This window comes from Algoriphagus lacus (genome assembly GCF_003583985.1).
Taxonomy (GTDB): domain Bacteria; phylum Bacteroidota; class Bacteroidia; order Cytophagales; family Cyclobacteriaceae; genus Algoriphagus; species Algoriphagus lacus.
Genome location: NZ_QXML01000009.1, coordinates 14,154 through 39,470, shown reverse-complemented (window position 1 = coordinate 39,470; position 25,317 = coordinate 14,154). Strand labels below are relative to the sequence as shown.

18 protein-coding genes are annotated in these 25,317 nt (G+C 43.3%); 3 read left to right on the top strand and 15 right to left on the bottom strand.

Going from position 1 to position 25,317, the window contains the following annotated elements; all coding sequences use genetic code 11:
• Positions 1-194: 194 nt before the first annotated feature.
• The 3 genes from D0X99_RS16240 to D0X99_RS16230 all read right to left on the bottom strand — a co-directional run bounded on the left by D0X99_RS16240 (position 195) and on the right by D0X99_RS16230 (position 11,078).
• Entirely contained in the window at positions 195-821 is a 627-nt protein-coding gene (locus D0X99_RS16240) for a DUF3108 domain-containing protein (RefSeq protein ID WP_158587715.1), read from the bottom strand.
• Positions 822-1,397: 576 nt separating this feature from the next.
• A complete protein-coding gene (locus tag D0X99_RS16235) occupies positions 1,398-2,318 on the bottom strand; it encodes a PorP/SprF family type IX secretion system membrane protein (RefSeq protein WP_119478911.1) in 921 nt (306 codons plus the stop codon).
• A gap of 39 nt (positions 2,319-2,357) precedes the next feature.
• Positions 2,358-11,078: an MBG domain-containing protein gene (locus D0X99_RS16230; protein WP_119478910.1), complete on the bottom strand. Its 8,721-nt coding sequence runs from the start codon at positions 11,076-11,078 to the stop codon at positions 2,358-2,360.
• Positions 11,079-11,157: 79 nt separating this feature from the next.
• Here D0X99_RS16230 and D0X99_RS20425 point away from each other — a divergent pair, with 79 nt between their 5' ends.
• Together D0X99_RS20425 and D0X99_RS16220 are read left to right on the top strand one after the other, a co-directional pair.
• A complete protein-coding gene (locus D0X99_RS20425; RefSeq protein ID WP_158587714.1) occupies positions 11,158-11,325 on the top strand; it encodes a hypothetical protein in 168 nt (55 codons plus the stop codon).
• Positions 11,326-11,579: 254 nt separating this feature from the next.
• Positions 11,580-12,149, top strand: coding sequence for a Crp/Fnr family transcriptional regulator (locus D0X99_RS16220; protein WP_119477874.1), 570 nt, complete (start codon positions 11,580-11,582; stop codon positions 12,147-12,149).
• Between the two features lie 176 nt (positions 12,150-12,325).
• Here D0X99_RS16220 and D0X99_RS16215 read toward each other — a convergent pair whose 3' ends face one another.
• The 7 genes from D0X99_RS16215 to D0X99_RS16185 form a co-directional block, all read right to left on the bottom strand.
• Positions 12,326-12,817: a DinB family protein gene (locus D0X99_RS16215; protein WP_119478908.1), complete on the bottom strand. Its 492-nt coding sequence runs from the start codon at positions 12,815-12,817 to the stop codon at positions 12,326-12,328.
• Positions 12,807-13,238, bottom strand: a complete 432-nt coding sequence (locus D0X99_RS16210) for a DoxX family protein (RefSeq protein WP_119478907.1) — start codon at positions 13,236-13,238, stop codon at positions 12,807-12,809. Before D0X99_RS16210 ends, D0X99_RS16215 begins: the two co-directional genes overlap by 11 nt.
• An 85-nt stretch (positions 13,239-13,323) precedes the next feature.
• Positions 13,324-14,004: a Crp/Fnr family transcriptional regulator gene (locus D0X99_RS16205; RefSeq protein WP_119478906.1), complete on the bottom strand. Its 681-nt coding sequence runs from the start codon at positions 14,002-14,004 to the stop codon at positions 13,324-13,326.
• The gene (locus D0X99_RS16200) at positions 13,997-15,082 is read right to left on the bottom strand and encodes an ATP-grasp domain-containing protein (protein ID WP_119478905.1); all 1,086 of its coding nucleotides are present in this window, start codon (positions 15,080-15,082) and stop codon (positions 13,997-13,999) included. Before D0X99_RS16200 ends, D0X99_RS16205 begins: the two co-directional genes overlap by 8 nt.
• Before the next feature lie 3 nt (positions 15,083-15,085).
• Complete coding sequence (locus tag D0X99_RS16195; protein WP_119478904.1) at positions 15,086-15,523, bottom strand: YHS domain-containing (seleno)protein; 438 nt, start codon at positions 15,521-15,523, stop codon at positions 15,086-15,088.
• Between the two features lie 8 nt (positions 15,524-15,531).
• On the bottom strand, positions 15,532-16,380 hold the full coding sequence (locus D0X99_RS16190; RefSeq protein WP_119478903.1) for a hypothetical protein: 849 nt from the start codon (positions 16,378-16,380) through the stop codon (positions 15,532-15,534).
• Position 16,381: 1 nt separating this feature from the next.
• Positions 16,382-17,320 carry a DM13 domain-containing protein gene (locus D0X99_RS16185; protein ID WP_158587713.1) on the bottom strand — a complete coding sequence of 313 codons (939 nt, stop codon included), beginning with the start codon at positions 17,318-17,320 and terminating at the stop codon, positions 16,382-16,384.
• A gap of 704 nt (positions 17,321-18,024) precedes the next feature.
• Between D0X99_RS16185 and D0X99_RS16180 the strand changes: the two genes are divergently transcribed.
• Complete coding sequence (locus D0X99_RS16180) at positions 18,025-18,273, top strand: hypothetical protein (RefSeq protein WP_147392243.1); 249 nt, start codon at positions 18,025-18,027, stop codon at positions 18,271-18,273.
• 71 nt (positions 18,274-18,344) lie between these two features.
• On the opposite strand, the gene D0X99_RS16175 is transcribed toward D0X99_RS16180, so the two are convergent.
• The 5 genes from D0X99_RS16175 to D0X99_RS16155 form a co-directional block, all read right to left on the bottom strand.
• Positions 18,345-18,746 (bottom strand): GTPase, encoded by a 402-nt coding sequence (locus D0X99_RS16175; protein ID WP_119478900.1) that lies wholly within the window; start codon positions 18,744-18,746, stop codon positions 18,345-18,347.
• A complete protein-coding gene (locus D0X99_RS16170) occupies positions 18,731-20,185 on the bottom strand; it encodes a SusD/RagB family nutrient-binding outer membrane lipoprotein (RefSeq protein WP_119478899.1) in 1,455 nt (484 codons plus the stop codon). Before D0X99_RS16170 ends, D0X99_RS16175 begins: the two co-directional genes overlap by 16 nt.
• Position 20,186: 1 nt before the next feature.
• Positions 20,187-23,408 carry a SusC/RagA family TonB-linked outer membrane protein gene (locus D0X99_RS16165; RefSeq protein ID WP_119478898.1) on the bottom strand — a complete coding sequence of 1,074 codons (3,222 nt, stop codon included), beginning with the start codon at positions 23,406-23,408 and terminating at the stop codon, positions 20,187-20,189.
• Positions 23,409-23,604: 196 nt separating this feature from the next.
• Entirely contained in the window at positions 23,605-24,309 is a 705-nt protein-coding gene (locus D0X99_RS16160; RefSeq protein ID WP_119478897.1) for a TIGR04282 family arsenosugar biosynthesis glycosyltransferase, read from the bottom strand.
• Between the two features lie 44 nt (positions 24,310-24,353).
• The gene (locus tag D0X99_RS16155) at positions 24,354-25,304 is read right to left on the bottom strand and encodes a radical SAM protein (RefSeq protein ID WP_119478896.1); all 951 of its coding nucleotides are present in this window, start codon (positions 25,302-25,304) and stop codon (positions 24,354-24,356) included.
• Between the last annotated feature and the right edge of the window lie 13 nt (positions 25,305-25,317).

The following is a 25,317-nucleotide window of genomic DNA, read 5'->3' as shown; positions in this document are numbered from 1 at the left end:
TCAATAAGACAAAATTCCTCCAAAAACTAAGGGCACTTATAATCAAGTGCCCCAAGGATAAAGCAACTCATCAACAATTAATCAAACCAAATAAAACCTATATTTCTGTTATACTTATAGACAAGTAATTCACAATGACTTAACCTTGAAACCCAACTCACCTACAATCAAAAAGAAAGTTTGGCAACAGGGATCTACTTTTCTTCCCAGATCCTTTCAAGAACCATCCCATTTCCCTCTTTATCCAAAGTTTCCTGTTTTAGAATATCCCTTGTTGATTTGGAGATGTAAGAGTTTGTTTGCTCTCCCCTTCCGATGGTATCGTATGATTTTACAATCCAAACTTCGGTTTTCTCACCCGAAGGCGACTCGTAAATTCCGCTTTCCACCGAGGTAACAAAAGCTTTCAAAGCACCTTGTTTTCCCTCGGGTTTAAAGTCAAATATTCCGATTTCGGATGGGGTTGAGAACGTCTCCAATGGCAAAAGCTGAAGAAGAAAGAGGTAAAATCCTGAGTCAAAAACAGGTGAATCCAAATCATAGGTAAAAGGTGTGGAAACGTTCTTCCGCTTATCCAGATAGTATCCACTGATGGATTTCGCGTATTCTATCAGAATATCCCGTTGCATATTGGTGGATTTATGTCTTATTGGAGCAAGAGTTTTTGAACTAATTTCCAATGAATCAATCCAACTTTTTGGGGGAAGACCGGGAAGAATTACATCTGTGATTATGTCATAATTGACTCCATCTTTTATCCAGGCATAATGAATCACACCCAGATCTCTGGAGTTCCCATTAGCGCGCATGGTCATGTTCATTTTCCAATTTCTATCAGTAAGCCACTTGGATTCAAAATCCGCTCCAGGCCTAATAATAGATTGTGAAAAAGAAAAACTGCTTAAGAGAAATAAAAGAAATGATATGTAAATCTTCATGGTGTTTTTTCTCAAAAATAAAGAAATAAAAAAGCAGATCACTAGCCCAAAATGGGTGAATTATATATCAAATAAGTAGGCAGGAAAAGTTAAAAGAAAACAAGCTCAACCTTATAAAATCAATAATTAAAAAAAAGATCCCTCATGGATGAGGGATCGATTTTAGGAGGGTGAGCAGCAACTTTGTCAAATCGTATGAGGAGGCAACAAATTAATTTTGAAACTTCACAAAGAAAATAAAAAATCAATCTATTGCCTCGATCATATTTAAACACCAAACAACCGTTCAAAGGTGAATTAAATTATCCATAAACCGAACACCCAAAATGGGTGATTTTATTATCAATATTATCTAACAAATCAATAAGCACTCTTTAGGGAATCAAGTACATGAATATAACTCCTGTTACAGACTGCATTTTGTCTCTAAACATAACTTTCAATCTTATCATCTAATTATTATTTATTAAACAAGGTATACGAAAGCATAAATTCTTGAATATTACCAGGGAGTAAATCACTACTTATTGATGGTATTTCATAAATATAACCGAACCTTATTTTCTTTACCTGGATTCCTGTTTGAATACTTGATGCATAATCGAACCGATGGCCAAATCCTATCCAAAAAGCATCTTTAAAAAGAACCCTGAAATTCATATCCAGAATATCTTTCCCTCCATTCCAGGTCCTGAACATAAAATCAGTGGACACCTTCATGTTAGGAGTAATGGAATTCCGGTATCCCGCCTGTATGATTTGTTCTCTCGGAACCAAGTCTATAAAATCATCTCCTGTTGAAATCCTTCCCGCATTTACTCTTTGGGAGGAAAATCCAATGTAATAATTGGCATGAGTCAGGGCAATTCCCAGATTTAGGTCCAAAAACTGTTGATCTGACACTCTTCCCTGCAGCGGGCTTAATCTCGGATCGTTTTGTTGTTCAAACGTAAGAAGGTTGCCATCCAAGCGAACAGCCTGATAAAATACCCCTGCACCCAATCTAAGATTCGCATTCTTTGAGATTCTTATTCTGGAGGAATAATTCAATAAGAATTGATTTTCCTTAAATGCACCATGACTATCCGAAAACAAAGAAAATCCAATTGCATTTTTCCCTTCCACATTGGAATCCGACTTTCCGTTTAAATCGGCAAAATCAAGATCAGCTCCTAAATAGAGCGATTTAGGATTTCTGTCCAAAGAGGACCATTGATTCCTGACCAATGATTTAAGCTCAGTTCCATTATAGCCTACAAGGGATGGATTGAAGTATCCCTGAATTTCCTGGAACTGACTAATAATTTTCCTTGACTGGGCACAGCTCACTAGGGGATCCCAAAACAAAATCACAAGGAGAAGAGAAACTATTTTTTTCATTTTTGAGTAATTAACACCTAATTCATTCTAACTATTGACTCATCGAATAAGGTGAAGAGTACCATTCCTCTTTTCACCCGTTTCCTTTATTTCAATTACCCACTGGAAAGTATCCGTAGCTAACTCAACGTCCTCAAAGGAGCCATCCCATCTAAAATCAGGGTTCTCGGTATAGAAGACTCTTCTTCCCTCCTTATTGAAAATATGTACCCGAACATTTTTGTAATACCTTAGATCAGGAACTCCCCAAGTATCATTGAAACCATCCCCATTTGGAGAAAAGGAGTTATAAACCTCCAGAGACTCCAAAACAACCCGCTCACGGAGAATTGTGAAATCTTTGATCAGGGTATTCCCATCCCTGTCTTTCACCTGAACTCTTATGGTAAATTGAGACTTACCCGAAGCTTGATCAGCACTGCTCCAGAAGAGAATATTCTCTTTAATTTCAAAGAATCCATTATCCAATTCCTTTTGAACCAGTGAAATTGAATGCACATTATCCACTGGATCTACCACCCTGAAATTGCCGATTGCCTGGAAGAAATTATCCGGATCAGGTATAAACCTGTTGTTACTCAGGATTAGATCTTCAGGTGAAGGTTTAGGAAGAACAGTAACCTTAAGTGTTGGACTTATACCTTCCGGATTTTTAATATCCCCAGTTTCAAGAATCTCACCTTTGATAAAATACACTCCCTTGGCGAAGACATTCAGCTCATTGGAAGCCCAGTTCACCGGAACTGAAATGATTCTGGCATCCTGTGTTACTATCTGAACTTCATCAGGAAATTCCGGCACAATACCCCATGGGGTTTGGATCTCGGCGAGCTCATTGTAAGCCAGAATTTCTACAGGAACTATTTTAAAATCAGCTCCCTCAAACCGGACAATGTAATTCTTTCCGAAGGACAGCGTACCCATACCTATCGGATAGGTACCTACAGCTTCTCCGGCAAGCCTATTCAACTTACCGATACCCAAACCAATTCCATCAGAAACCTTAAATCCTGTTGCGCTGTAGGACAAATCAGGGTCATTGGCTCCAAAAACCTTACTTGCAGGCTGAGCAGTGATGGTCAGCTTGGCAGGTAAAATCTCCAGTGCTCCCTCTTTGTATACCAAGCTGTAATTGGGATGACTACCCCCTGAAATTCCAATTGGATAAGTTCCCACCACAGAATTTTGGTTGGCATAAAGACTCAAATCAGGCCGGACGGTCAAGTCACTGTCTTTATTTACCAATCCTACAAGAGTATAGGTCAAAACAGGGTTAGGATCACCGTATTCCCGCTTTTTGGAATCCGCAACCACCTGAAGCTCCCTTGGCCTGATGGTAAGCGAACCATTTTGATAGGCTAATTCATAATTCCGGTCTGCCCCGCCCGAAACGCGAATCGGATAGGTGCCCACATTGGAGTTGGAAGAAGCATTGGTCTCGACAACTGGACTTGTTTCCAGATCCCGGTCACCGTTTACCAGACCAACATACTGATAGGTCAGACTAGGGACTTGGTCACCATAAACCATTTCCTGATCATTGGCTTTCACCAGAATGCTTCGTTTCAGCACCAGTAATTCACCATTGATCAACGTCAGAGAATAATTACGGTCCAATCCACCGGTCAATCTTATCGGGTAGATTCCTACAGAAGAAGACTGATTCGCGGAAGTGGAAATAGTGGGTAATTGATCAATCCCGGTGTCTCCATTAGCCAATCCTTCAAACGTGTAGGTCAATTCAGGATTCGGATCGCCGTATCGTTTCTCTTTGTTCCCGGCTCGAAGGATTAGAGCCTTTGGTTCAATTTTGAATACCTCATCTTTTAAAATCAGGCTGTAATTAGGTCCTGCAGACAGATTACCCAAAGTGAACTTATACGCATTCACATCCTCCCCTTGGACTCTTGAGATATTACCGGAAATAATTGAGGAAGGATCTCTTGGTAACAAACCGTTGACCCTGAATTGAAAATCGGGATCAGGATCTCCATATACCTTACGCTGATTACTCAAGGGAACAATTTCCAAACTCTTAGGCCGGATAATGAAGTCAGCTCCAACAAACTCAAACTGAATATTTGGACTGTTCAGATTGCCTTGATTGATGGAATAAGTCCCTACATTCTCACCCGGATTTCTTGACAGGCTTCCTGTCAAGGTAAATACCTGACCATTGGGAAGCGTACTTTCCGGTTGAATGCTGGAGGTAAATGTCAACGATGGATCATTCTCTCCATAAACCTTACTTCCCGCATTGGCAACAATCCTGACTTTGAAGGGATTGATTGTCAAAATTCCCGATTTAAAGTCTATTTGGTAGTTGGGATTGGTTAGACTGCCCTGTTTTATTGGATAATTTCCAACGTTTTCACCTGGTTCACGATCCAGATTTCCGAAAAAGGACACTACTTGTCCATTTTCCAGAATTGACCCTGCAGCAGGAACTGAAGCATAGGTTAATTGAGGATCCAGTTCCCCAAATGCCTTGGATTGATTGCTGGCAGTAACTTTAATTGGTAGAGGTTTAATCTCCAATTCGCCTCCAATGTAAGAAATCACATAGTTCGGGTTGGTGAGGTTCCCCAGCTCAATTGCATAAGAACCCACATTCTCTCCTGATTCCCTTGAAAGCTTCCCTGAAAATGAAAGGATGGATCCGTTAGGCAGAATAGCGCCCAAACTTGGAACCGATGAAAATCTGAATTCAGGATCTAAATCACCATAAATTTTCTGCTGGGAATCTGCATTGACCTTAACTGAAAGTGGAGTTATTTCCAAGTCAGCACCATTGAGTACCACAGAATAGTTTGGATTGGTGAGAGAGCCCAGTCTAATCGGATAAGTCCCTACTTCCTCCCCTGGCTCTCTGGTCAGGCTTCCTGTAAAGGAAACCACTTCCCCGTTTGGCAAGACCGAAGCAATAGCCGGAACGGAACTATAGGTCAGCGCCGGATCAATTTCACCAAACACCTTGGTTTTGCCCTCAGCGCTTACCACCACCTGTCTGAGGGTAATTTCCAATTCCGAACCCACATAGCGTAGGGTAAGGTTAGGGTGATTCAGAGTGCCCACTCCTATGGCATACCTCCCCACATCTTCTCCTCCTATTCTGTTCAGCGCTCCGGATAAGCTTAGGATTTCCCCGTTACTCAAAACCGTTCCCAAGGCTGGCAGCGTGGAATAGGTCAGTGTCGGATCCAGCTCCCCATAGACCTTGGTCTGGGCATCTGCCCGCACCTCAACCGACAACGGCGTAATCTCCAACTCACCGTTCTGAAATACAATATTGAAATTTGGATTGGACAGCGTGCCCCTGGAGATGACATAAGTGCCTACCGCTTCCCCAGGCTGTCTCTCCAATTCTCCTGTAAAACTTACCCGCAGGCCGTTGGCCAATTCCTCTCCTTCACCAGGAATGGAAGTATAGGTGAAGGCCGGATCAAGATCTCCGTAAGTCTTGGACTTGGAATCAGCTGACACCCGGACTTCCTTGGGAACAATGCTCAAAAGCCCTCCTACATAGCCAATCAGGTAATTCGGATTCAAATCCTTGATCGTGCCTATATCGATGCGGTAGTCTCCCACATCTTCCCCTGGCTCACGCTGCAGCGAACCGTTTAGCTCTACCCGAATGCCATTCGGTAGAACCGTGCCCAAAGCAGGAGCTGTGGTGTAAGTTAAAGCCGGATCCACATCCCCATACGACTTGGACAGAAAAGGCATCGTTACCTGAATCCTTCGCTGGGTGATCTCCAGGTTCCCCGGAACGAGTTGAACAGCATAATTGGCGGAACTCAAGCCCGAAACGACAACCGGATAATTACCCACATTCTCCTCTGGATCTCTGGAGAAAACAGGCGTTCCGACTACCACCGAAACATCATCCCCGAAGACAAATCCGGAATATTGAAGTGTAAATACCGGATCCAGTTCACCAAATACTTTGGTCTCCGAGGAAACAGTGATCCTCAAGTCTGCAGGGGTTATTTCACCGTCGGTTCGGGTAAACGGTACCGGAGCCAGGTAATTCGAAGCAGAATTGCCTGAAACACCATAGGTAAGTACGATCTGCTTCCCAACTCCAACATTTGCGTCCTCATACTGGGCAGAGCCCGTGACAACCACCTCATCCCCGGTAACCAGATTAAGCGGAGCACCCAAGACAAATGATGCCTGCCGGGTTCCGTCAAATACTTTTTGAACCGTAATCGAAGGATCTCCCATCAGCACTTGCCTTCTTAGAATATCGCCAAACCATACCGGAGGGAAAAGCTCATAATTGGAAGCCTCCGATCCTGAAAGTGAAATCCCCGTTACCCCAATCTCAATAGCTTGGCCTGCATTCGAGGTGACAAAATCATATTCGGGAGTTCCGGAAAGGGTAACATCATCCCCATCCAGGACCCCGGACAATACCGGGGTGCCGGTTACTACCGCATCAGTGGTCCCGTCATAGGTTTTCGAAGACGCTGTTAAACCGGTAATGGTTAAGCCCTTCTTTAATATGGAAGCAGTAGCGAAAGGGGAATTAGTCAAAGTCAAGGAATAATTTCCAGCATCAGGCCCGGTTAAGTCAGCAGATACTATCCTTACTACTTTTCCTATTCCTGCATCAGAGTCCTCAAATTCAACGACTACATTTTCAAGAATGACCTGATTGAATCCGGTTACCAATCCAGAAAGCTGCAGGTTGTTTGATTCAATTTCGGCACTTACCGTTCCATCATATCCTTTTGATTTAGTTGTAAAAGATCCGGAAACCACAAGAGTCAAGGGCTGTATTTCCAAGTCAGCACCATTGAATACCACAGAATAGTTTGGATTGGTGAGAGAGCCCAGGCTAATCGGATAAGTCCCTACTTCCTCCCCTGGCTCCCTGGTCAGGCTTCCTGTAAAGGAAACCACTTCCCCGTTTGGCAAGACCGAAGCAATAGCCGGAACGGAACTATAGGTCAGCGCCGGATCAATTTCACCAAACACCTTGGTTTTGCCCTCAGCGCTTACCACCACCTGTCTGAGGGTAATTTCCAATTCCGAACCCACATAGCGTAGGGTAAGGTTAGGGTGATTCAGAGTGCCCACTCCTATGGCATACCTCCCCACATCTTCTCCTCCTATTCTGTTCAGCGCTCCGGATAAGCTTAGGATTTCCCCGTTACTCAAAACCGTTCCCAAGGCTGGCAGCGTGGAATAGGTCAGTGTCGGATCCAGCTCCCCATAGACCTTGGTCTGGGCATCTGCCCGCACCTCAACCGACAACGGCGTAATCTCCAACTCACCGTTCTGAAATACAATATTGAAATTTGGATTGGACAGCGTGCCCCTGGAGATGACATAAGTGCCTACCGCTTCCCCAGGCTGTCTCTCCAATTCTCCTGTAAAACTTACCCGCAGGCCGTTGGCCAATTCCTCTCCTTCACCAGGAATGGAAGTATAGGTGAAGGCCGGATCAAGATCTCCGTAAGTCTTGGACTTGGAATCAGCTGACACCCGGACTTCCTTGGGAACAATGCTCAAAAGCCCTCCTACATAGCCAATCAGGTAATTCGGATTCAAATCCTTGATCGTGCCTATATCGATGCGGTAGTCTCCCACATCTTCCCCTGGCTCACGCTGCAGCGAACCGTTTAGCTCTACCCGAATGCCATTCGGTAGAACCGTGCCCAAAGCAGGAGCTGTGGTGTAAGTTAAAGCCGGATCCACATCCCCATACGACTTGGACAGAAAAGGCATCGTTACCTGAATCCTTCGCTGGGTGATCTCCAGGTTCCCCGGAACGAGTTGAACAGCATAATTGGCGGAACTCAAGCCCGAAACGACAACCGGATAATTACCCACATTCTCCTCTGGATCTCTGGAGAAAACAGGCGTTCCGACTACCACCGAAACATCATCCCCGAAGACAAATCCGGAATATTGAAGTGTAAATACCGGATCCAGTTCACCAAATACTTTGGTCTCCGAGGAAACAGTGATCCTCAAGTCTGCAGGGGTTATTTCACCGTCGGTTCGGGTAAACGGTACCGGAGCCAGGTAATTCGAAGCAGAATTGCCTGAAACACCATAGGTAAGTACGATCTGCTTCCCAACTCCAACATTTGCGTCCTCATACTGGGCAGAGCCCGTGACAACCACCTCATCCCCGGTAACCAGATTAAGCGGAGCACCCAAGACAAATGATGCCTGCCGGGTTCCGTCAAATACTTTTTGAACCGTAATCGAAGGATCTCCCATCAGCACTTGCCTTCTTAGAATATCGCCAAACCATACCGGAGGGAAAAGCTCATAATTGGAAGCCTCCGATCCTGAAAGTGAAATCCCCGTTACCCCAATCTCAATAGCTTGGCCTGCATTCGAGGTGACAAAATCATATTCGGGAGTTCCGGAAAGGGTAACATCATCCCCATCCAGGACCCCGGACAATACCGGGGTGCCGGTTACTACCGCATCAGTGGTCCCGTCATAGGTTTTCGAAGACGCTGTTAAACCGGTAATGGTTAAGCCCTTCTTTAATATGGAAGCAGTAGCGAAAGGGGAATTAAGCAAAGAAAAATTATAGCTGCTCGCGTCAGGCCCAGTAATATTGGCTGAGACAATTCGGACTGGTTTATTTATACCCGCTTCAGCAGTTTCAAACTCAACTACTACATCTTCAAGTCCAACTCTATTAAATGAAGGATTCAAACCGGAAAGAACTAAGCTGTAAAATGAAATTGTAGCAGTTGAATTACCATCATACGTTTTTGGAGAAACAGAAAATGATCCTCCTATGGACAGATTTAACGGAGCCGTGGTAAATGATTGTTCGTTTCCGTAGGTAACAGATCCCGTCGAATTTTCAACAAAAGCCCTTGCATAATAAACCGAATTAGGGCGAAGATTTAGTAGAAGGCCAGAAAATCCGGAAAGGGTAAATGGATTTACGTAAGCTACCGTTCCGTTGCCAATTTCAGGATTAGAGGTAGTTGAATAGACAAAACCAACTTTAGAAACGCATGATTCAGACTCTCCAAAACCGGATAAATCTTGGGTGGCACTGCCCGAAATTCTGGCAGAGGTGGATAAAACTTCAGTTGCAGAGTTCGTGCTGACCAGAAGCGGTAAGTTGGGTTCCCTAATGGTTACAGTTTGGGTCACCTCACAGAAATTTGCATCACGGATTAGAACCTGATAGGTTCCGGCTGAAACATTAAAAATTGCTGGTGAACTACCGCCGCTGGGACTCCAGCTATAGGTGTAAGGAGGAGTTCCACCGGAAACAGAAATCTGCGCAGCACCATTATTCCCTCCGATACAAGTAGCATCAGTTACTGAGGTAACCGAAGCCGAAAGCAATGAAGGTTCCGTAATAGTAAAATTTTGAACTGACTGGCAACCGGATTGGTCCCTTACGGTAATTGAATAACTACCGGCTGTCAAATTTTCAATCCTGCTTCTTGACTGACCGGCAACAGACCAAGTGTAAGTATAAACTCCAGTTCCACCAGTCACAGTTACCGAGGCGGCTCCATTAGATCCCCCGAAACATGAAACCTGCGAAAGGTTAAGGCTAATGTTTAAAGGAGCCTGTGCACCCAAATTAACAATAGCCGTTGACCTATCACCAGCTGAATCAGAAACTCGGATCGTATAAGTGCCAGCCGTTAAGTCGTTCCGGCTTGAAAGCGTACTATTATCAAATTCCCATAAGAAAGAATAGGGGGGCGTGCCACCGATAGCCCCGATTGAAGCTGAACCATCATTCCCATTACATGATTCTCCAGTAATCGATAAAATCTGGGCAACAAGCTTGGCTGGAGTAGTAAATGAAATTTGGTTTCCATAGGCTGTTCCAGCCGAATTAACTGCGAAAGATCTGACATAAACTGTAGAGCTAGCCGGAAGACCTGTAACAGTTGCTGAAAATGATCCGGATCCGGTACCCATATTGACTCTGTTTGAGGTAACAGTAGGGTTAGGTGATGTTGACCAAACTATTCCTCGAGCGCTTATCGTTGCCCCACCGTCATTGGTTACATTACCTCCCAATACTGCGCGGTCACTTAAAATTCCCGTAGCTGAATTTGTGGTCAAAGTCGGCAATACAGGTACAGCAGCTAAGGGAGATAGGGTGAGGTCATCAACAAACAGATCCTGGTTATCGACAAAAATATAGAGCATGTCTATATCATTGAAGCCAGCATAATTCGAAAAATTAATGGGATAATTTTGGGCATGAACCAGATTAGTCAGATGAATCTCCCCTTTCTGAACATTATTTTTAAAACCTCTTAAATAAACATTAAATAAGAGCTCATATGGAGAAGTAGGAAAAGCACGATAGGTTGAAGGAGTCAACAAAACAGACTCGGCATTAAATGAATCTCCGTTGTTTTTTCTTATTTCAAAAACTTTATCATAATTCTGGCTATTGCTAACCCCACAACCCAAAATTAAGAGCCTACCACCGGTCATGTATATTGTTGGTGATTCGCAGGATAGATCTCCAACCTCTTTCATTGTCAATAAAAGAGGATCCTTTGTTCCTTCTGTGTAGACTGTGGAAACTTCATTGGTTCCCATCATAAACCCTCCACCAACTTGCAAATTATTAGGAAACTGATAAGTCTGACCTAAAGCGATGTTTGAAATTAGACCCAAGACCAGAAAGGCAGGGAGTTTCCATCTCCAAAAAAAAGACTGAAAAAACTGAGTTAGGCACTCAAAAAAATTGAAGAGACCTTCAAATCCATTTTTAGCTGATTTTATAATCGACATGTGACTTTTAGAAATAGTTCTTTATGGGATTAATCGAGATTGTTGACTGGTGAAATAGCCTAAAAAAAATCCCATGGATATGTGGAGATCTGGATTTGTAAAACTTTTTGGACCTTTGTCCATGAATGGACCAGAGGGCAAAAAGAAGAATCAAAAAAATCCAGTTAAAGCCATTCCTGACCCTGATTGGGCAAAGTCAGACTTTGGACAAAACGAAATGGACTTTCGTGGAACAAATGGATTTTAAGGGACGGTTCAGACTGAAGGTTAAAAATCATCGGAGCTTGGATAGGTCCCACCTACCCTATTGGCCATTGTATTTTCAAAATCACAAGAAATACCAGCTCAGAAGATCAGGTGATTGGAGTACGAGTTAGAAAATAAGCGGTTGGAAAACTTCAATCCTGTAAAAATGACTCAATCATCTGACCAACAGTAAGGTCACTCGATCCACAGGAATAAATTAAGCGGAATTCAGTAGCTTAGAAATTTGTACCAGGCATGTTCGATTCATTCAAAAATGCAATTCTGAGTCTGATCCAAACCGATCAACAGGAGTTGGATCAGCTTATTTCCCTTTGCTCTTTTCAGAAATTCCGAAAAAACGATTTCCTCAGCCAACCTGGAAAAGTCCCACAGGAAGTGTTTTTTATTTCAAAAGGACTTTTGCGGGTAGTAGTTACCGATTCAAAAGGCGTGGAGCACACGATCCATTTTGCATCTGAAAATCAATTTGTAGCCGATTACTCCAACTTTTTGTTACAACAACCCGCCATGTATACGCTTCAAGCTTTGGAGCCCTTGGAGGCAGTGGTCATGACTCGTCAAGCAATTGATTGGGGATACCAATTCATGAAAGAAGGTGATAAATTCGGTAGAAAAGTAGCTGAGTTCTATTTTGTCTATCAGGACAACAGGGTCAAAAATTACTATTCCCGAACACCTAAAGAGCGGTATGAGCTGATGGAGAGCATTTTTCCACAAATCCACAACCGCGTGCCCCAGCATATGATTGCCTCCTATCTTGGAATCACCCCGGTACATCTCAGTCGTCTGAAAAAAGAGCGCTGAACAGGATTGGTCCTCCAAAGTCTAAACAAATGTTATCGTTTGGTGCCTGAGGTCAGGAATAGGAAAAGCTTTGGCATTGGAGCTTGGTAAAATTGGATTTGATGTAGTATTGGTAGGTCGGAATAAAGCTGCGCTTCTAGAGTTAAGATCAACCGACTCAGACAAGCAAACCATATTTAATTCTCAGCCTTTTTGGAGATGAAAGTCAGAGTTGATCTTGCAACCCCGAAATTTTCAGAAATTCGTACATGTGGAATGGACAGACAAGCCAGCCGAATTAAGGCCTGGTGATGGACACAATGCTCCAAATTATACAGCAACTCCCTGTAAAAGCTGGTTTTAACAGGCTGGGAATTTGGGAAATGATCTTGGAGAATTTTCAACTCCTTGTCTGGGATGTGGTTTATGGTTTGAAGCTCCCGGATTTTTTCCAACGCAAAATAGGGATCTGCTTCGAGTCTCAGATCCCTCCTTCGGAGATCATAGTTTATTTCCCCTTGATCGTATTGGGATATCAGGCATTCAAAAAACTCCAAAATATGCCTGACATGCTGGCCAATGGATGAGCTTTTAAATACCGGCGAAATTCCTGAATAATCTTCCGGTGAAAGTTGAAGAAGGAGCTCTGCAAGTTCTTCGAGTTGTTGGGAGCAGGCATCAGATAACATATCGATTTTTTATATAACTGATCAATTGGTTCTTCAGAATGATTACCTGTCCTACACAGGATAAAAAGCAGATTACAGCCAGGCCAAATAGCTTGCCTCCGTCATTATTAAAGATAATCCCTATGAGAAAAAAATGAGTAAACAATGCGCCAGCCATAATAAATACACCCAAAATCCCACCTAAAAGAGTTGTTCTCGGATAAAGGATCAATAGCGCAACCACCAATTCCACAATGCCCAAGCTAACCCGTCCAGCTGGTTCTACACCAAGCTCGGTAAATAACATAATTGAATCCGGATGACTTCCAAATTTATATACCAGTGATTGGGTTAAGATCATCGCTGCCAGGATACGGAATGTCCAACTGAGGGATCTGGCTGAGACGATGGCATTAGGCGGGAACCCTGGTCCATGTAGCATAGTCTTGGGTGATTTGGTTATTATTACCTCAAGATGCTGGAAATGGAATAAGGCAAATGTCTGGAAGATTACATTATGGAAAGATTCAGCCCAATGCTTTTAAATTATTGATCCTAATTTCCTTTCGGGAGTAGCTGATCAAGCCCTGCTGTTCCCAATCGTTGAAAAGTTGGGTAGTTGTTTGGCGGGAACTGCAAATGATTTGAGAGATTTCTTTTTGGGTGAGAAAGTTATCCAGACACACCTGATTCTCATTGATTTTCCCCTCCCTGTTAGCCCAGTCTTTCAGAAATGCTATCAATCGTTCTTTGGCGCTTTTGAAGAAAAGATTTGAGTAACTGTTTTTGACCCGCTTAAGTCGAAAGCCTACCAGTTTGGTGTAGGAAATCGCTAAGGTTGGATTCTCAGAAAGAAGTCGCTCAAAATCTGACACCCCAAAACTGCAAAGGACAACTCGGTCTGTCAAAACTTGGGCATATTCATAGCTGCTGTCATCACCTTCCACATTCAGAGACCCAAATAATTCTCCTTGTTGAATAATGTCCACGATGAATTCATTTCCTTGCTCATCCACCTGTACTAACTTGAGATTTCCTTTCTTCAAAAGGTAAATTCTCGAACTTTCCTTTTCTCCAAAATTGATCATTTCTCCCTTTTTCGCTCTTTTAAAATTCGTGATGATGCAGAGTTGCCGAACCTGGGAGTTGTTCAGAACCCAAAAAAGTTGGTGATTTCTAAGATGCCAAAATTTCACATCTTCACTCATGCGTATTTTTTTTAAGATGTTGGTACGATTGGAAACTTGATTTTAAGGCAGCTAGGGTTGGTTTTGGGAAAATGGAATTTAGATTGAACCGTGCGATTTGCGCCATTTGTGAAAAGAAATTACTGAGAATTCCGAGTGATCTAAAATAAGAAATTCCAGAAGAATAGATATGGATAGGCTCAGCATTTGCCCCATTGACTTCCAGGATTGAAACCAAATTTGGATCACTAAGCTCCAAACAGGAATTCACTTTAATGTCCAGTCTTCCATAGAAAAAGTCCTGAAAAGGTTGGCAGATCTTCGTAAAGGAGGAAATTACCTCCGGCGTAATAAGTTCAGACCGATCTACAAAAACAGCTCCTTTGCAATGGTTTCCTTTGATGCTAAGATTAAAAATTCGGTTAGGATCAGGAACAAAGGACATTAAGTCCTTCGGAATTTCCTGAATGTACCGTTTTGCTCGGGGGTGTTTTTGAACAAGCTTTTCTACAGAATCCAACCCGTTCCCCATGACTTGCAAGGGGATTTTTTGGGTGATTGACGGGATTTTTACTTTTCCTGTTTTGGGATCTTTCAGAATAAAAATCCCGTATTCCTCCTTTTTTGAAACAAAATCCTGCAGGATTACTGCTTCATTACGAAACGTCTTCAAATAATTTTCAGCGGAATGGGGATCAGAAATCAAGCTCACCCCCCGCCCTCTTTCTCCAATATCCGGTTTCAGGATAAAAGGAAATCCAATTCCCCTTTGGGCAGCACCGATCAACAACTGATCCAATTGATGAGGAGGCTTACTCAGAATACTTTCAGGGATATTTTCTTTTGGAAAATCAGAAAGAGATTCAAACTTGGAATAATTGAACAACCCTCCGTTGGTCATTCCAGGATTCACAGCAGGAAAGAAATTCAGGCATCCCAGACGGAATCCCTGATAAATTCCAAGCAAAACCATCGGAAGATGAATGGTCCAGGCTGGCCAGAACTCGAATGAATTTGTCAAAGCAGTAAGATCCGAGTCTGTTATGGCCCCTGATGATACTGACTCTATCGGAATTTCGATTTCCGTTTGATCTGGCATAGTTTAATTCTTTTTAATTGCCGGCCAATTGCTGTCAGCTTTTTTGATCAAAGCCTCTTTATCCTTTATCCAATCCATTTGGACATTCTGATCATAATTTAGGTAAAGTTTGTTGTTCACAATGGCCCAGGCATCAGGGGATATTTTGGCTTTATATCCCCCAGCAGCTCCAAAAGCGCAATAGCCGCCGTACTGAGGCGCGTAAGTATTAGGATTAGCTTGAAACAGTTTTTTGTTGGCTTCGGATGAAAAATACCAAACTGCTCCTTGGTACTCCAATTTGAACTCAGGTTTACCCATTACCGGCTTTTTCTCAGTAAAATAGGCCACAGGATCGTATCCGGCAATGGCCTTTCCACCAGCCACAAACACTTCGGATTTTTGGCCAAAGGCTACGCTCTGAAAAGTCAGCGCAAGAAATAAGATAAGAAGGGTTTTCATAGTTATTTTTATTGAGGTGTGTTTTTAAGTTGATAGAAAATTCCTGCACCAAAACCGGGGGCGTCTAGGACATTTTGCCCACGTAGAACATTGCTGGCGTAAGCTGAAATCCCAAAATTATTGGGGAAAAACCAACCCACTTCCAGAGAAGGAAGTAAGTACTCCAAGTTGTTGGAAAAGATGCCGTTATTCACATTTTCTGCGTTACCATTTTGTAGAGATTGAATGGCGTTGAGGTGAAATGCCACCAAAATTTTCTTTTTGTAATAACCCAGATCAAATCCGTATCTGATCTCATCCGAGAAGTCACGGGTTCTGTTGTTAAATGCTCCAAAGGCCGAGAAGTAAATTGAAACCGGGAGAGAGAAACTCACATCGGTTCGGAACAGTTGGTTAAATTCCGAGTCTCCGGTTTGTAGAATCCCGGATTCACCACCACCGGTTTTTCCTGTTGGAATCCCGAGTATCAAAGAAGTGGAAAGAACAACTGGCTTGTCCTGAAACCAACCATACTTTATTCCAAGATCAAAATCTCCGACAGCTGTGAATGAATCCCCCGGAATAACATTTCCACTTGGTTGAAACCTTACCTCATCCAGGGTATTGGTAATTAAAAAAGGCAGGTTGACAATGCCCGTAATTTGGGAATTGAATCCGTATTCACCATAAAGACCGATACTGTAAAATCCAGTAGTGGTGATCGAAATACTGCTGCCATCAGGAGAAAAATAGGTATCGGCCTGGATTCCGTTAGTTCCAAGTTTAAAATAACCCTCTCCCTGATTTTGGGACCAGCCCTGACAAAACCCGTTTCCTGTCAGAAGAAAAAGAATAGAAGTAACCAGTAAATTTCTCATTTCAATTCTTCATTTCGGCAAAACCAAAGGTAACTGCGGCAGGTTTACAAAATATGATCACGTATTTGTAGTCAGTAATCTGAACTTCCGGATGCTTTGAGGTAATGTCAAAGGTGTGAGGGCCGTTTGCTCTGATTTCAGCGATTTCCAAACCCGAGGAACGGATTTCCTGTCCGTTGGTCGAATTGGACAAGTAAACAAAAGTTCCAAGGGCAAAACTGGTTTCAAAATCCTGGCTGAACCTCAGAATCAATTTTTCATTTTCCTGGTTTAGAAAAGCCATTCCTTTGGCCCTGTATCCACCAGCCGGTACGAAAGTTCCAGAAAGTTGCTGTACTGCTACTGAAACAGTAACCGGATTACTTTTAACTCCTGATACTTTTGCGTGTATATCTGTCTTCCCAAGCTTCATTGCAGTGACCAATCCATTCTGATCAACAGTGGCTATGGTCTCGTTTTCGGAAAACCACTGAATGGTTTTCCCGGTCAGATTTTGCCCGGTCAGATTTTGAATGCTGATTACCATCTGGGTTTTTTGACCGGGAAAAAGCGTCCTCCTTTCAGCAGAGACTTTGACTACTGCCACTTCATTTGGATCACTGACCACATTAATTTGCAGAGATTTCATTGCCTTTTCTCCAAACCGGATTTGGACAAAGCCTGTTCCGGGGGATTTGGCAGTAATTAAGCCAGTGGAGTTTACTTCCACCAAGGCTGGATTGGAACTGGAATAATTAAATGAAACCTGTTCTTCCTGACCATATTCATTAAAGTATCTCGGTGAGAGCTGAATTTGCTCATCAATTTTCAACCCGATTTGTTCGGATTCCAATTCGATTAGTGGATCCACGATTGGATCATTTTGAAAATCTGTACCAATACAGGCAGAAACCAAAACAAAACACCAACCTACTGCTCCGACGTTTCTTAAAATTGCCATAACCAGAGAATTTGACCACAACATCCAATCTTTAAAGAACTCCAATTGTCAGGCATCTGACAAGCAATAAAAAAAGGGATAAATTTCTACAATTTATGGCCTAGAAATGCTGTAACTCTATTCAGTTCATTTTAAACAACTATTTCATTTTCATGACTTTAGTCCATTTTCAACAGGGTTGGTTTGGAGAAAATCAAGTCTAGAAAGTGATTCAAAAAAGAGATCCACACTACCAATTATTCAGTAAGGGAACAATCCATTAAATCTAAAATAGCATCACTTAAAGCTGAAAGATCAAAAAAACATTTTTATCCGAAAACATCCCTCCGCATTTATTATCTGGTTCTAAAAAAAGGAAATTTCCGGATAGTTGATTATTTCTGAGCCCAAATCAGAGACAATAGGATTTAAACTCAAGTAAATGGACTGCATGCTTATCCCTAACAATACCAAAACTCGAAAATCCTCCCAAACTGGAGGCACATATGACCGTATTCCAGTTTTCTCGGGTAAGCTATATGATTTTAACATAACTTACCATACCCTATCGAACTCCAATTTTTAGAAAAAAACAATATCCAAATCCACTTTCCTGAACAGTTGACTATCGGTCCTTGACTTGATTTAAATTTTTGGAAAATACCCCACCTTAATTTGTAATACATCAAGAAGATGAAAAGAATCCTAAAATGGAAGCATCCTCGTTGGACCAAATCCCAGCCAAAGAATGTACAGTTATAAATTTTGGAGAAAGATTTTTGCAGGAATCTCTTTCGTTCAAGGAGAAAAAGAAAGAGTCTATTCCAGAATTGATATGGAACTTTGATAAGATTTTTCAAACTATAGAGAAGCATTGGATAAATAGGGACAACAAAAAAAGATTTATCTCAATTTTGGCTGTTTCAGAGGCTCAAATGCTTTGGACAGCGCCACTTAATCTAAAGGATGAATGAAAATTAAGCAGTGGTTTAAATTTTAAAACGACATTTCTTACCAACATTACTATCACCACGCAATTAGACCTTTAGGTGGGAAAAAACTGGGACTCAAGCCTAGTTAATTCATCCATCAAATCTTCAAGGGTAACCCTATTCCAGTCTTTGGAGCCAAAAATCACTTCCAAACCTTTCCCTCTGTCCAGCAAGACCGCGGGCAAGACAATTTTATTTTCAGGAAAGGCTTCTTCCCATTCATCTTTATGCAAGAATATCATGTAAAGTTTGCTTTTTTCTCTAAACTCTTTCCACGCTGGCCGGATTTTACTCACTCCGTACGTAATATCGCAGAGTTGGCAAGGATAGGTTTTAGGTGAAATGACTTTATGAAGCATATCCAGGTAAGCATTAAACTTACCTGAATTTGCATTGTAGATAAAATACACTTTTGGTGTACCCGGATTTACCGGGTCGCTTATTTTTCCCACCATCCTTTGGAATTGATATCGTCTCCACCCATGCGGGTTACTGCTGCCTGATAATTTTCACGATTTACGGCTTGCTCGGATTCGGGGTAAAAATACCTTACCGGGTATCTTCCTTCATTTAGATTGTCAGGGCCAGGTTTGAGTGCAGGAATACCGGTCCGTCTGACTTGAAACCATGCTTCATGTCCGTTATTGATCAAAGAAAGCCATTTTTGGGACAATATTTTTTCCAGATTCCTATCCCCGTTTAGGGCTACAGAAGCTTGGCTGAGATAAGTAATAGGCAGTTCAGTTCGGAGGTATTGGAAATGAGCCCTGATACCTGCCTCATAATAGGCGGAAGCATTTCCACGGATAAAGCCTCGTTCCACGGCCTCAGCCAGGGAAAACTGAAGCTCGGAATAGAGCATATATTGCGCATCAACGCCATTGGGAACATCCCTGAAAATTGCTCCAAAAAGTGAAATATCATTCAGATTGATCCCCTGCTCATTAATCGTTTCCCGATTGAGGCCATTTTGCAATCCTTTAAACTGGGGATTGCCCAAAGTGACACTGGCTGCGGTAGGTTTGTACAAAATATTCTTTCGGGGATCATTCCAAAGACGCAAAACAGAATCTACTGTCAAGGACATCCGATGTTCCTGATAAAGTCCCAAAGCTGCCTGAGACATGGGCCATTGATTGGGAGCAGAAGCCAAATACGGCACAACTCCATTGTCCCCATTTCCCCGCATCAAGTCCCCTGAATCAGCCAACTGCTGCATTTCCGAGAAATTTGATAGCCGTTTACTGATTCTCAGTAAGTATCTAAACCGAAGAGAATTGGCAAATCTCCTCCATTTTCCCAGGTCATTTCCGAACATCATATCTCCCTGAATCCGGGAATTGGTAAAAGCTAAGGTTTCGCTGGCTTTGCGTAGTGTGGCAAGAATTCCCTGCTGAGGATCCGTATAGATAAACTCCTGCGTATCATAGGCTGGAGCGAAAATCCCCTCTCCAGCTTTGATGGCATCTTTATACGGAACATCGCCCCACATATCGGTGAGTTGGGAGAAAAGGTAAGCTCGAAGAATATCGGCAACTGCCTGATAGGCTTCGTTGGTTCCGGGGCTCTTTTTGATACTTTCCAGATCATTGATCAGGCGGTAGGTTCCGTTCCAATATCCGGCATTACTACCCATCTCGTATCGGTCGATCCGCTCAAATTCCACGCTTGCGGCAAATTGGGCTAGGTAGTTGGCCAGCCTAAAACCCTGCTCATAGGTATTTCGATCCGCAGCAACCGAAATAACATTGGAAAGCAAAAACTGTGGCCCAATCTGCTCTGGTGCATTCGGATTTTCATTGATATCTTCAAAACCTTCTGTACAGGATACTGCAATCAGGATTAATGCCAACAGGAAAGGAAAGGTAAATCGATTGATATATGACTTGTTCATGTTAAAATTCGGTTTTGATGCTGAATCCAAAACTTCTGGTAGACGGATAAGACATATCCTCCACGCCATAGGTCAATCGCTGACCTTGCATGGCATTGAGTTCGGGGTCAAAGTGTGGATTTTCAGTAAACAATAGTAGATTGCTTCCCACGAAGCCCACTTTCACCTGCTCGAATCCTATCCGTGAAATCCAAGCCTCAGGCAGGGAATAATAAATGCTCAGCTGCCTAATTTTGAGGTAACTGGCATTGTATAAGGCACTGGCCTCATTGCCTCGGTCAAAGAAATTGTTGTAGAAACTTGAAGCTGAGACCACCGTGGTATTGGGTACATATTGCGGATTTTCGGCGGTACCCACATTGACTACACCCTGACCCACGATACCTATCTCCCTTCCTTCCAAGGTTTCTTTTAACACACCGGATGTGGAACCTAAAGCGCGGGTTCGGCTGACGATCGTCCCTCCCTGTCTCCAATCCCAAACCATACTGATCTGAATTCTTTTAAAGCTCAGTCGATTTGTAAATCCCAAAATGAAATCCGGATTGTAATTCCCCAAAAGCCGAAGTGTAGCATCCTGAATTGGAAGTCCATTGGAGCCATAAAGTACCTGTCCTTCCACCATTCTGAAACCAGTCCCATACATATCCCCTATCCGCCCATTTTCCCGAGCGATATAAAAGACGGTGTTGGAACCACCGGCACCAGCAAATACGCTAGCCTCACCGGTCACGTATTGGGTCACTCCATCGGGAAGCTGAGTCACCACACTTCGATACGTAGAGAAATTAATCCCCATAGTCCATTCCAGGTCCTTTTTGGAAATTACGGATCCCGAGAGCGCCGCTTCCAGTCCACGGGTTCTTACCTCTCCCCCATTTTCAATCCGGTTGCTAAATCCAGTAGCAGTAGAAATCGGTCTTCCGATAATCTGATTGATGGAGGTATTTTGGTAAGCTGAGACATCTAGCATCACCCGATTTCTGAACCAACCCAAATTCAATCCTGCCTCCAGCGCGTTTAAGCGCTCAGGTTTCAATTGAGGATTATTAAGTACGGTACGATTGGTTACCCGAATGAACGAACCGTAGTTTTGATTGAATTGAAAGGTATTATTGAGCTGATAAGGATCGGTATCATTTCCAACACTGGCCGCATTAAAGCGGATAGCGGCATAAGACCATTTCTTTGGCAACTGTACTGCTTCTGACATCACATAATTCACCCCTCCTGAATAATAGGCAAAGGAATTATTGGAAGCCGGTAAGGTCGAGGACCAATCATTTCGCACTGTTAGTTCGACAAACAAATGGTCTTTGAAAGCCAGGTTACCGAAAGAATAAATAGAATTGATTCGCTTGGAAAATTCTTGGGAAGCTCCACGCAGCGGAACTCTCGAATTTTCCAGGTTGTAAATTCCCGGAAGTGCAAGTTGATTGGCTTCCGTGTAGGCATTGGAGATTTCCTGGTTCATACGATTGGCACCAATGGAGATGCTATAGGTCCATTGACTACCCAACCGATCGGCATAGGAAAGCAAAAAATCCGTGTTGATTTCCTGGAAACTGATTTGATCCTCCCGATACCCGCCAAAAACCCGTCTGTTGGTACTAAACGCCCGACGGAATGTCCGAATATCATCGAAAATATCAGCACCCAGACGAACCCTCAAACTCAACTTGTCTGTAAAATCATAGGTACCAGAGGCATTGCCCAAGAAGCGGTTTTTATCGAAGCCATTGGTATTTTCGAAAAGCGTCAGATAGGGATTGGTCGTCCAGAGGTAGTTGAAATCAAAATGTTGAATGCCTTCCTGACCAGCCTGCCAATAATCCCTAAGAGAGGCGATGTTGAAATTTCTTCCGGTCCAATTGAATCCATACATCACATTTTCATATCCATAGCCCAGACCAGGCCGATTATTACTTCTGCTATTTACATAGTTAGAAAAAAGATCGAATCGCAATCGATCCGTCAGCTGTCGATCCAGACTTAGGGAAAGACCGTCCCGCTTGAGGTCTGTATTGGGAAGAATTCCCTGATTTCTGAAATTGATGTATCCTGCCCGAAAACCGCCCTTTTCATCTCCTCCATTCAGGGCAATGGCTTGCTGAGAGGTCACCCCGGTCCGGAAAAAATCCTTTACGTTATTGGGTCTTGAAATCCAAGGTGTAGGCGTAATTGGTGTATAAGTTCCGTTTGGAAAAGTTCGGCTGAGCACATCTCCTGCCCTGACCGGGTTTCCTCTAATATCCACAGATGGGCTGTCAAACTGAGCTATGAACTGCCCCTCATTCAACCTGGGACCAAAGCTGCTGATTCCACCATCGTTTATCCCAGCACCGATCCCATTTTGAAAAGCATATTGGCCATTGGTGCCTCCACCGTACTCATTCTGATAAGCAGGCAGCGTGAGTAAATCTTCAAAAGTCACAATAGAACTGGTTGATACTCCGAGGCCTTGGGTTTTCCCTCCCTTTTTGGTAGTGATCAACACTACCCCATTGGCACCACGGGTACCATATAAAGCTGCCGAACCAGGCCCTTTAAGAATAGAGATGGAAGCGATATCATCAGGGCTAAGGTCAGCCGCTCCATTTCCATAATCCACTTCCTGAATATTGGCTCCGTCATTAAATAGCACCGAAGCGATCAGGTTATTTTGAATCGGCACTCCATCTACCACAATCAGGGCTTCATTATTTCCGGATAGGGAATTTTCGCCCCGAATGACAATTCTGGAGGACGAGCCTACCCCCGATGAGCCATTGGTCACCTGAACACCGGCCACCAGTCCCGACAGGGCATTGATCAGATTGGGTTGAGGCACATCACTTAGCGCCCGGTTATCCACCACAGAAACTGCCGAGGTGAGCGACTGTCTATTCCGCTCGATTCCCAAAGCTGTAACCAAAACCTCATTGAGCTCTGAGGTGGACTCGGTGAGTACAATTTCGGAAAGAGAAGAGGTAGAGGTAACCTCCACTTGATAGGTTTGAAATCCTATAAAACTTACACGAAGAGTAAAAGGTACGATATCAGAGCTAAAGGTAAATTTTCCTTCAGCATCGGTTATGCTTAGGGTTCGGGTACCCGATTCGGTTAAAGTGGCTCCCGGAATGGGAAGACCTTGGGAATCCACTACTTTGCCGGTAAGTGTAATCCCTTGGGCAAAAACAACCCCTGTCACCAGGACCATGATCCAGGTAAATAGTAATTTCATAGGTATTGATATAAGAATTAAGAAATGGATCCGAAATCCATGATTCCGGAATTCGAATTGATTGAGGAGTGGTAAACTAAATCTTGGAATTGGATCTGTTTCTATAAAGGCAAAACTTGCCTTATTTAAAAGAAACCTGAATTTCAGGAATAATTATCCTTACCACATTCATCCGGATGTCCCGGATAGCTCAGGATCAGTGCATATACGGTGTGATTTGAGGAGGTGCCCTTCGAGGACCGGCAAATAAAAGAGGGAGGCTATTCAGTTGGAATGTCCTATTGAACTCAATTTTTACCAAACTTTTCAGCAAGGCTCTCAGAAATTTTCTAAAAATAAAGTCTAACGCCTGTGTCATAGAATCAACCAAGGCCTCAGCAGAATCAATATCAACCAAATACTCCAGGCAATTGACTGGACTTGTCTTGGCAAATAGCAGCAGCAAGGCCTCGTGCAGACGGTCAGTTCTCCAAGGCATGGAGGCAAAGGATTTTTCCTCAAAAGCTGATTTAGATAGGGCTATCAGGTAGTCTCCCCCATCTCGGGATGGACCAAAAACCGTCTGTCCGCTATCCAAACCCTCTTTTGCAAGAAGAATATGATGCTCGCTGAGTGCGGGAATATCATTTCCGACTGAAATTACCTGATCGTATCCCAAACTGAAGACCTGAGTGAATGCAGCTGCATAGCGCTCCCCAAAGGTGGTCCCACGCTGCTGATGGTCATGAATAATCATCATGGGCAAACCGGTTTTGCCTGCTACTGATTGGATTCGTCCTTCCAGTCGATCAAAAAGTGTAACTGCGGCCTGCTGATTTCTGCTTCCAAATACATGCTTATCCCTTGCCTGCCGACTCGGGGCCAGGGAATAAATCATGACTAAGGTACGGGTGGTTTGCATGGAGCAATAAACGAGGAAAGAATTCGGATTAGATGTCGGAAAGCTTACAAAACATGGGAAGATTTTGCGGATAAAGTAGCCATATCAAAATGCTTGGTGAAAAACTCATCACACCAAAGACAGACGTTTTGCAAAGCCTCAGCCCGCTGTCTGCCATATTCTGTGGAAATACCTATACTTTCTCCGATTCCGAAAATATCTCCCTCATTGAGCTTTTTCATCACCGGGGAATCTGCAACCCGACTGAGAATGGTTGAGACTTTTTCTACTCTGGCATCTCCCAAGGGATCTTTGGTCCCCGGGCAGCAGGGATTGACTTGCCAGAGTTGAATCGAAATTTCCTGAACCATATCCACTTCCGGGTTTCCCAGAAAGGCAACAGCACCGGAAGGAATCTTGCAGAAATTATGAGTTCCATCCTTTTTCCAACTATCATGCTCCATGGCTCGACCTCGTGCCCAATTGCCACCCAACCACATATCTTCCGTGGCTCCAAAGAAGCTATAGGTCAATTCATCCCGGGTTTGGCTGTTGAGTTCAGACTTGCTTAGCAAGGGCTGACCCTGCATGTATCGGATACCAAAAGATTCAAAGAGCTCGGAAAGTTCTTCCTTTCGCTTGCCTTCATTTTTATGGTATCGATCTATACTGGCTATGGAAAATCTGTCCACTCCCTTTTCGATCAGGGTCTTCAAAATTTCCGGAGTGAGCAAATCCCCATTGAATTGCAAGGCGATATACAGCCGGTTTTGGTACTTTTCCCTTAGCCCATCCAGAATCCGGTACAGTTTTTTCCTTTCTGCCAAAGGTTCACCTCCACTCAGGGTGAGCCTTTCCAATCGATCGGGCAGATTGTCGATAATGGCCATACAGTCCTCTTCGGTGATTTTGGCACCTTTAGGTCCGCTGTTGTTGTAGCAATGGATACACTGGTCATTGCAGAGCTGGGTAAAAACCCAATAAATCCGTTCGATTTGGTCAAAGTCTTTTTCCATGGGCTGAGCCGTT

Coding starts and splice junctions, on each gene's coding strand:
- D0X99_RS16175 (WP_119478900.1), bottom strand. CDS start 18,746: ATGGTGGGAAAAATAAGCGACCCGGTAAATCCGGGTACACCAAAAGTG.
- D0X99_RS16215 (WP_119478908.1), bottom strand. CDS start 12,817: ATGTTATCTGATGCCTGCTCCCAACAACTCGAAGAACTTGCAGAGCTC.
- D0X99_RS16160 (WP_119478897.1), bottom strand. CDS start 24,309: ATGCAAACCACCCGTACCTTAGTCATGATTTATTCCCTGGCCCCGAGT.
- D0X99_RS16170 (WP_119478899.1), bottom strand. CDS start 20,185: ATGAACAAGTCATATATCAATCGATTTACCTTTCCTTTCCTGTTGGCA.
- D0X99_RS16165 (WP_119478898.1), bottom strand. CDS start 23,408: ATGAAATTACTATTTACCTGGATCATGGTCCTGGTGACAGGGGTTGTT.
- D0X99_RS16155 (WP_119478896.1), bottom strand. CDS start 25,304: ATGGAAAAAGACTTTGACCAAATCGAACGGATTTATTGGGTTTTTACC.
- D0X99_RS16205 (WP_119478906.1), bottom strand. CDS start 14,004: ATGAGTGAAGATGTGAAATTTTGGCATCTTAGAAATCACCAACTTTTT.
- D0X99_RS16190 (WP_119478903.1), bottom strand. CDS start 16,380: ATGAGAAATTTACTGGTTACTTCTATTCTTTTTCTTCTGACAGGAAAC.
- D0X99_RS20425 (WP_158587714.1), top strand. CDS start 11,158: ATGTGGAGATCTGGATTTGTAAAACTTTTTGGACCTTTGTCCATGAAT.
- D0X99_RS16200 (WP_119478905.1), bottom strand. CDS start 15,082: ATGCCAGATCAAACGGAAATCGAAATTCCGATAGAGTCAGTATCATCA.
- D0X99_RS16220 (WP_119477874.1), top strand. CDS start 11,580: ATGTTCGATTCATTCAAAAATGCAATTCTGAGTCTGATCCAAACCGAT.
- D0X99_RS16230 (WP_119478910.1), bottom strand. CDS start 11,078: ATGTCGATTATAAAATCAGCTAAAAATGGATTTGAAGGTCTCTTCAAT.
- D0X99_RS16210 (WP_119478907.1), bottom strand. CDS start 13,238: ATGCTACATGGACCAGGGTTCCCGCCTAATGCCATCGTCTCAGCCAGA.
- D0X99_RS16240 (WP_158587715.1), bottom strand. CDS start 821: ATGAACATGACCATGCGCGCTAATGGGAACTCCAGAGATCTGGGTGTG.
- D0X99_RS16195 (WP_119478904.1), bottom strand. CDS start 15,523: ATGAAAACCCTTCTTATCTTATTTCTTGCGCTGACTTTTCAGAGCGTA.
- D0X99_RS16235 (WP_119478911.1), bottom strand. CDS start 2,318: ATGAAAAAAATAGTTTCTCTTCTCCTTGTGATTTTGTTTTGGGATCCC.
- D0X99_RS16185 (WP_158587713.1), bottom strand. CDS start 17,320: ATGGCAATTTTAAGAAACGTCGGAGCAGTAGGTTGGTGTTTTGTTTTG.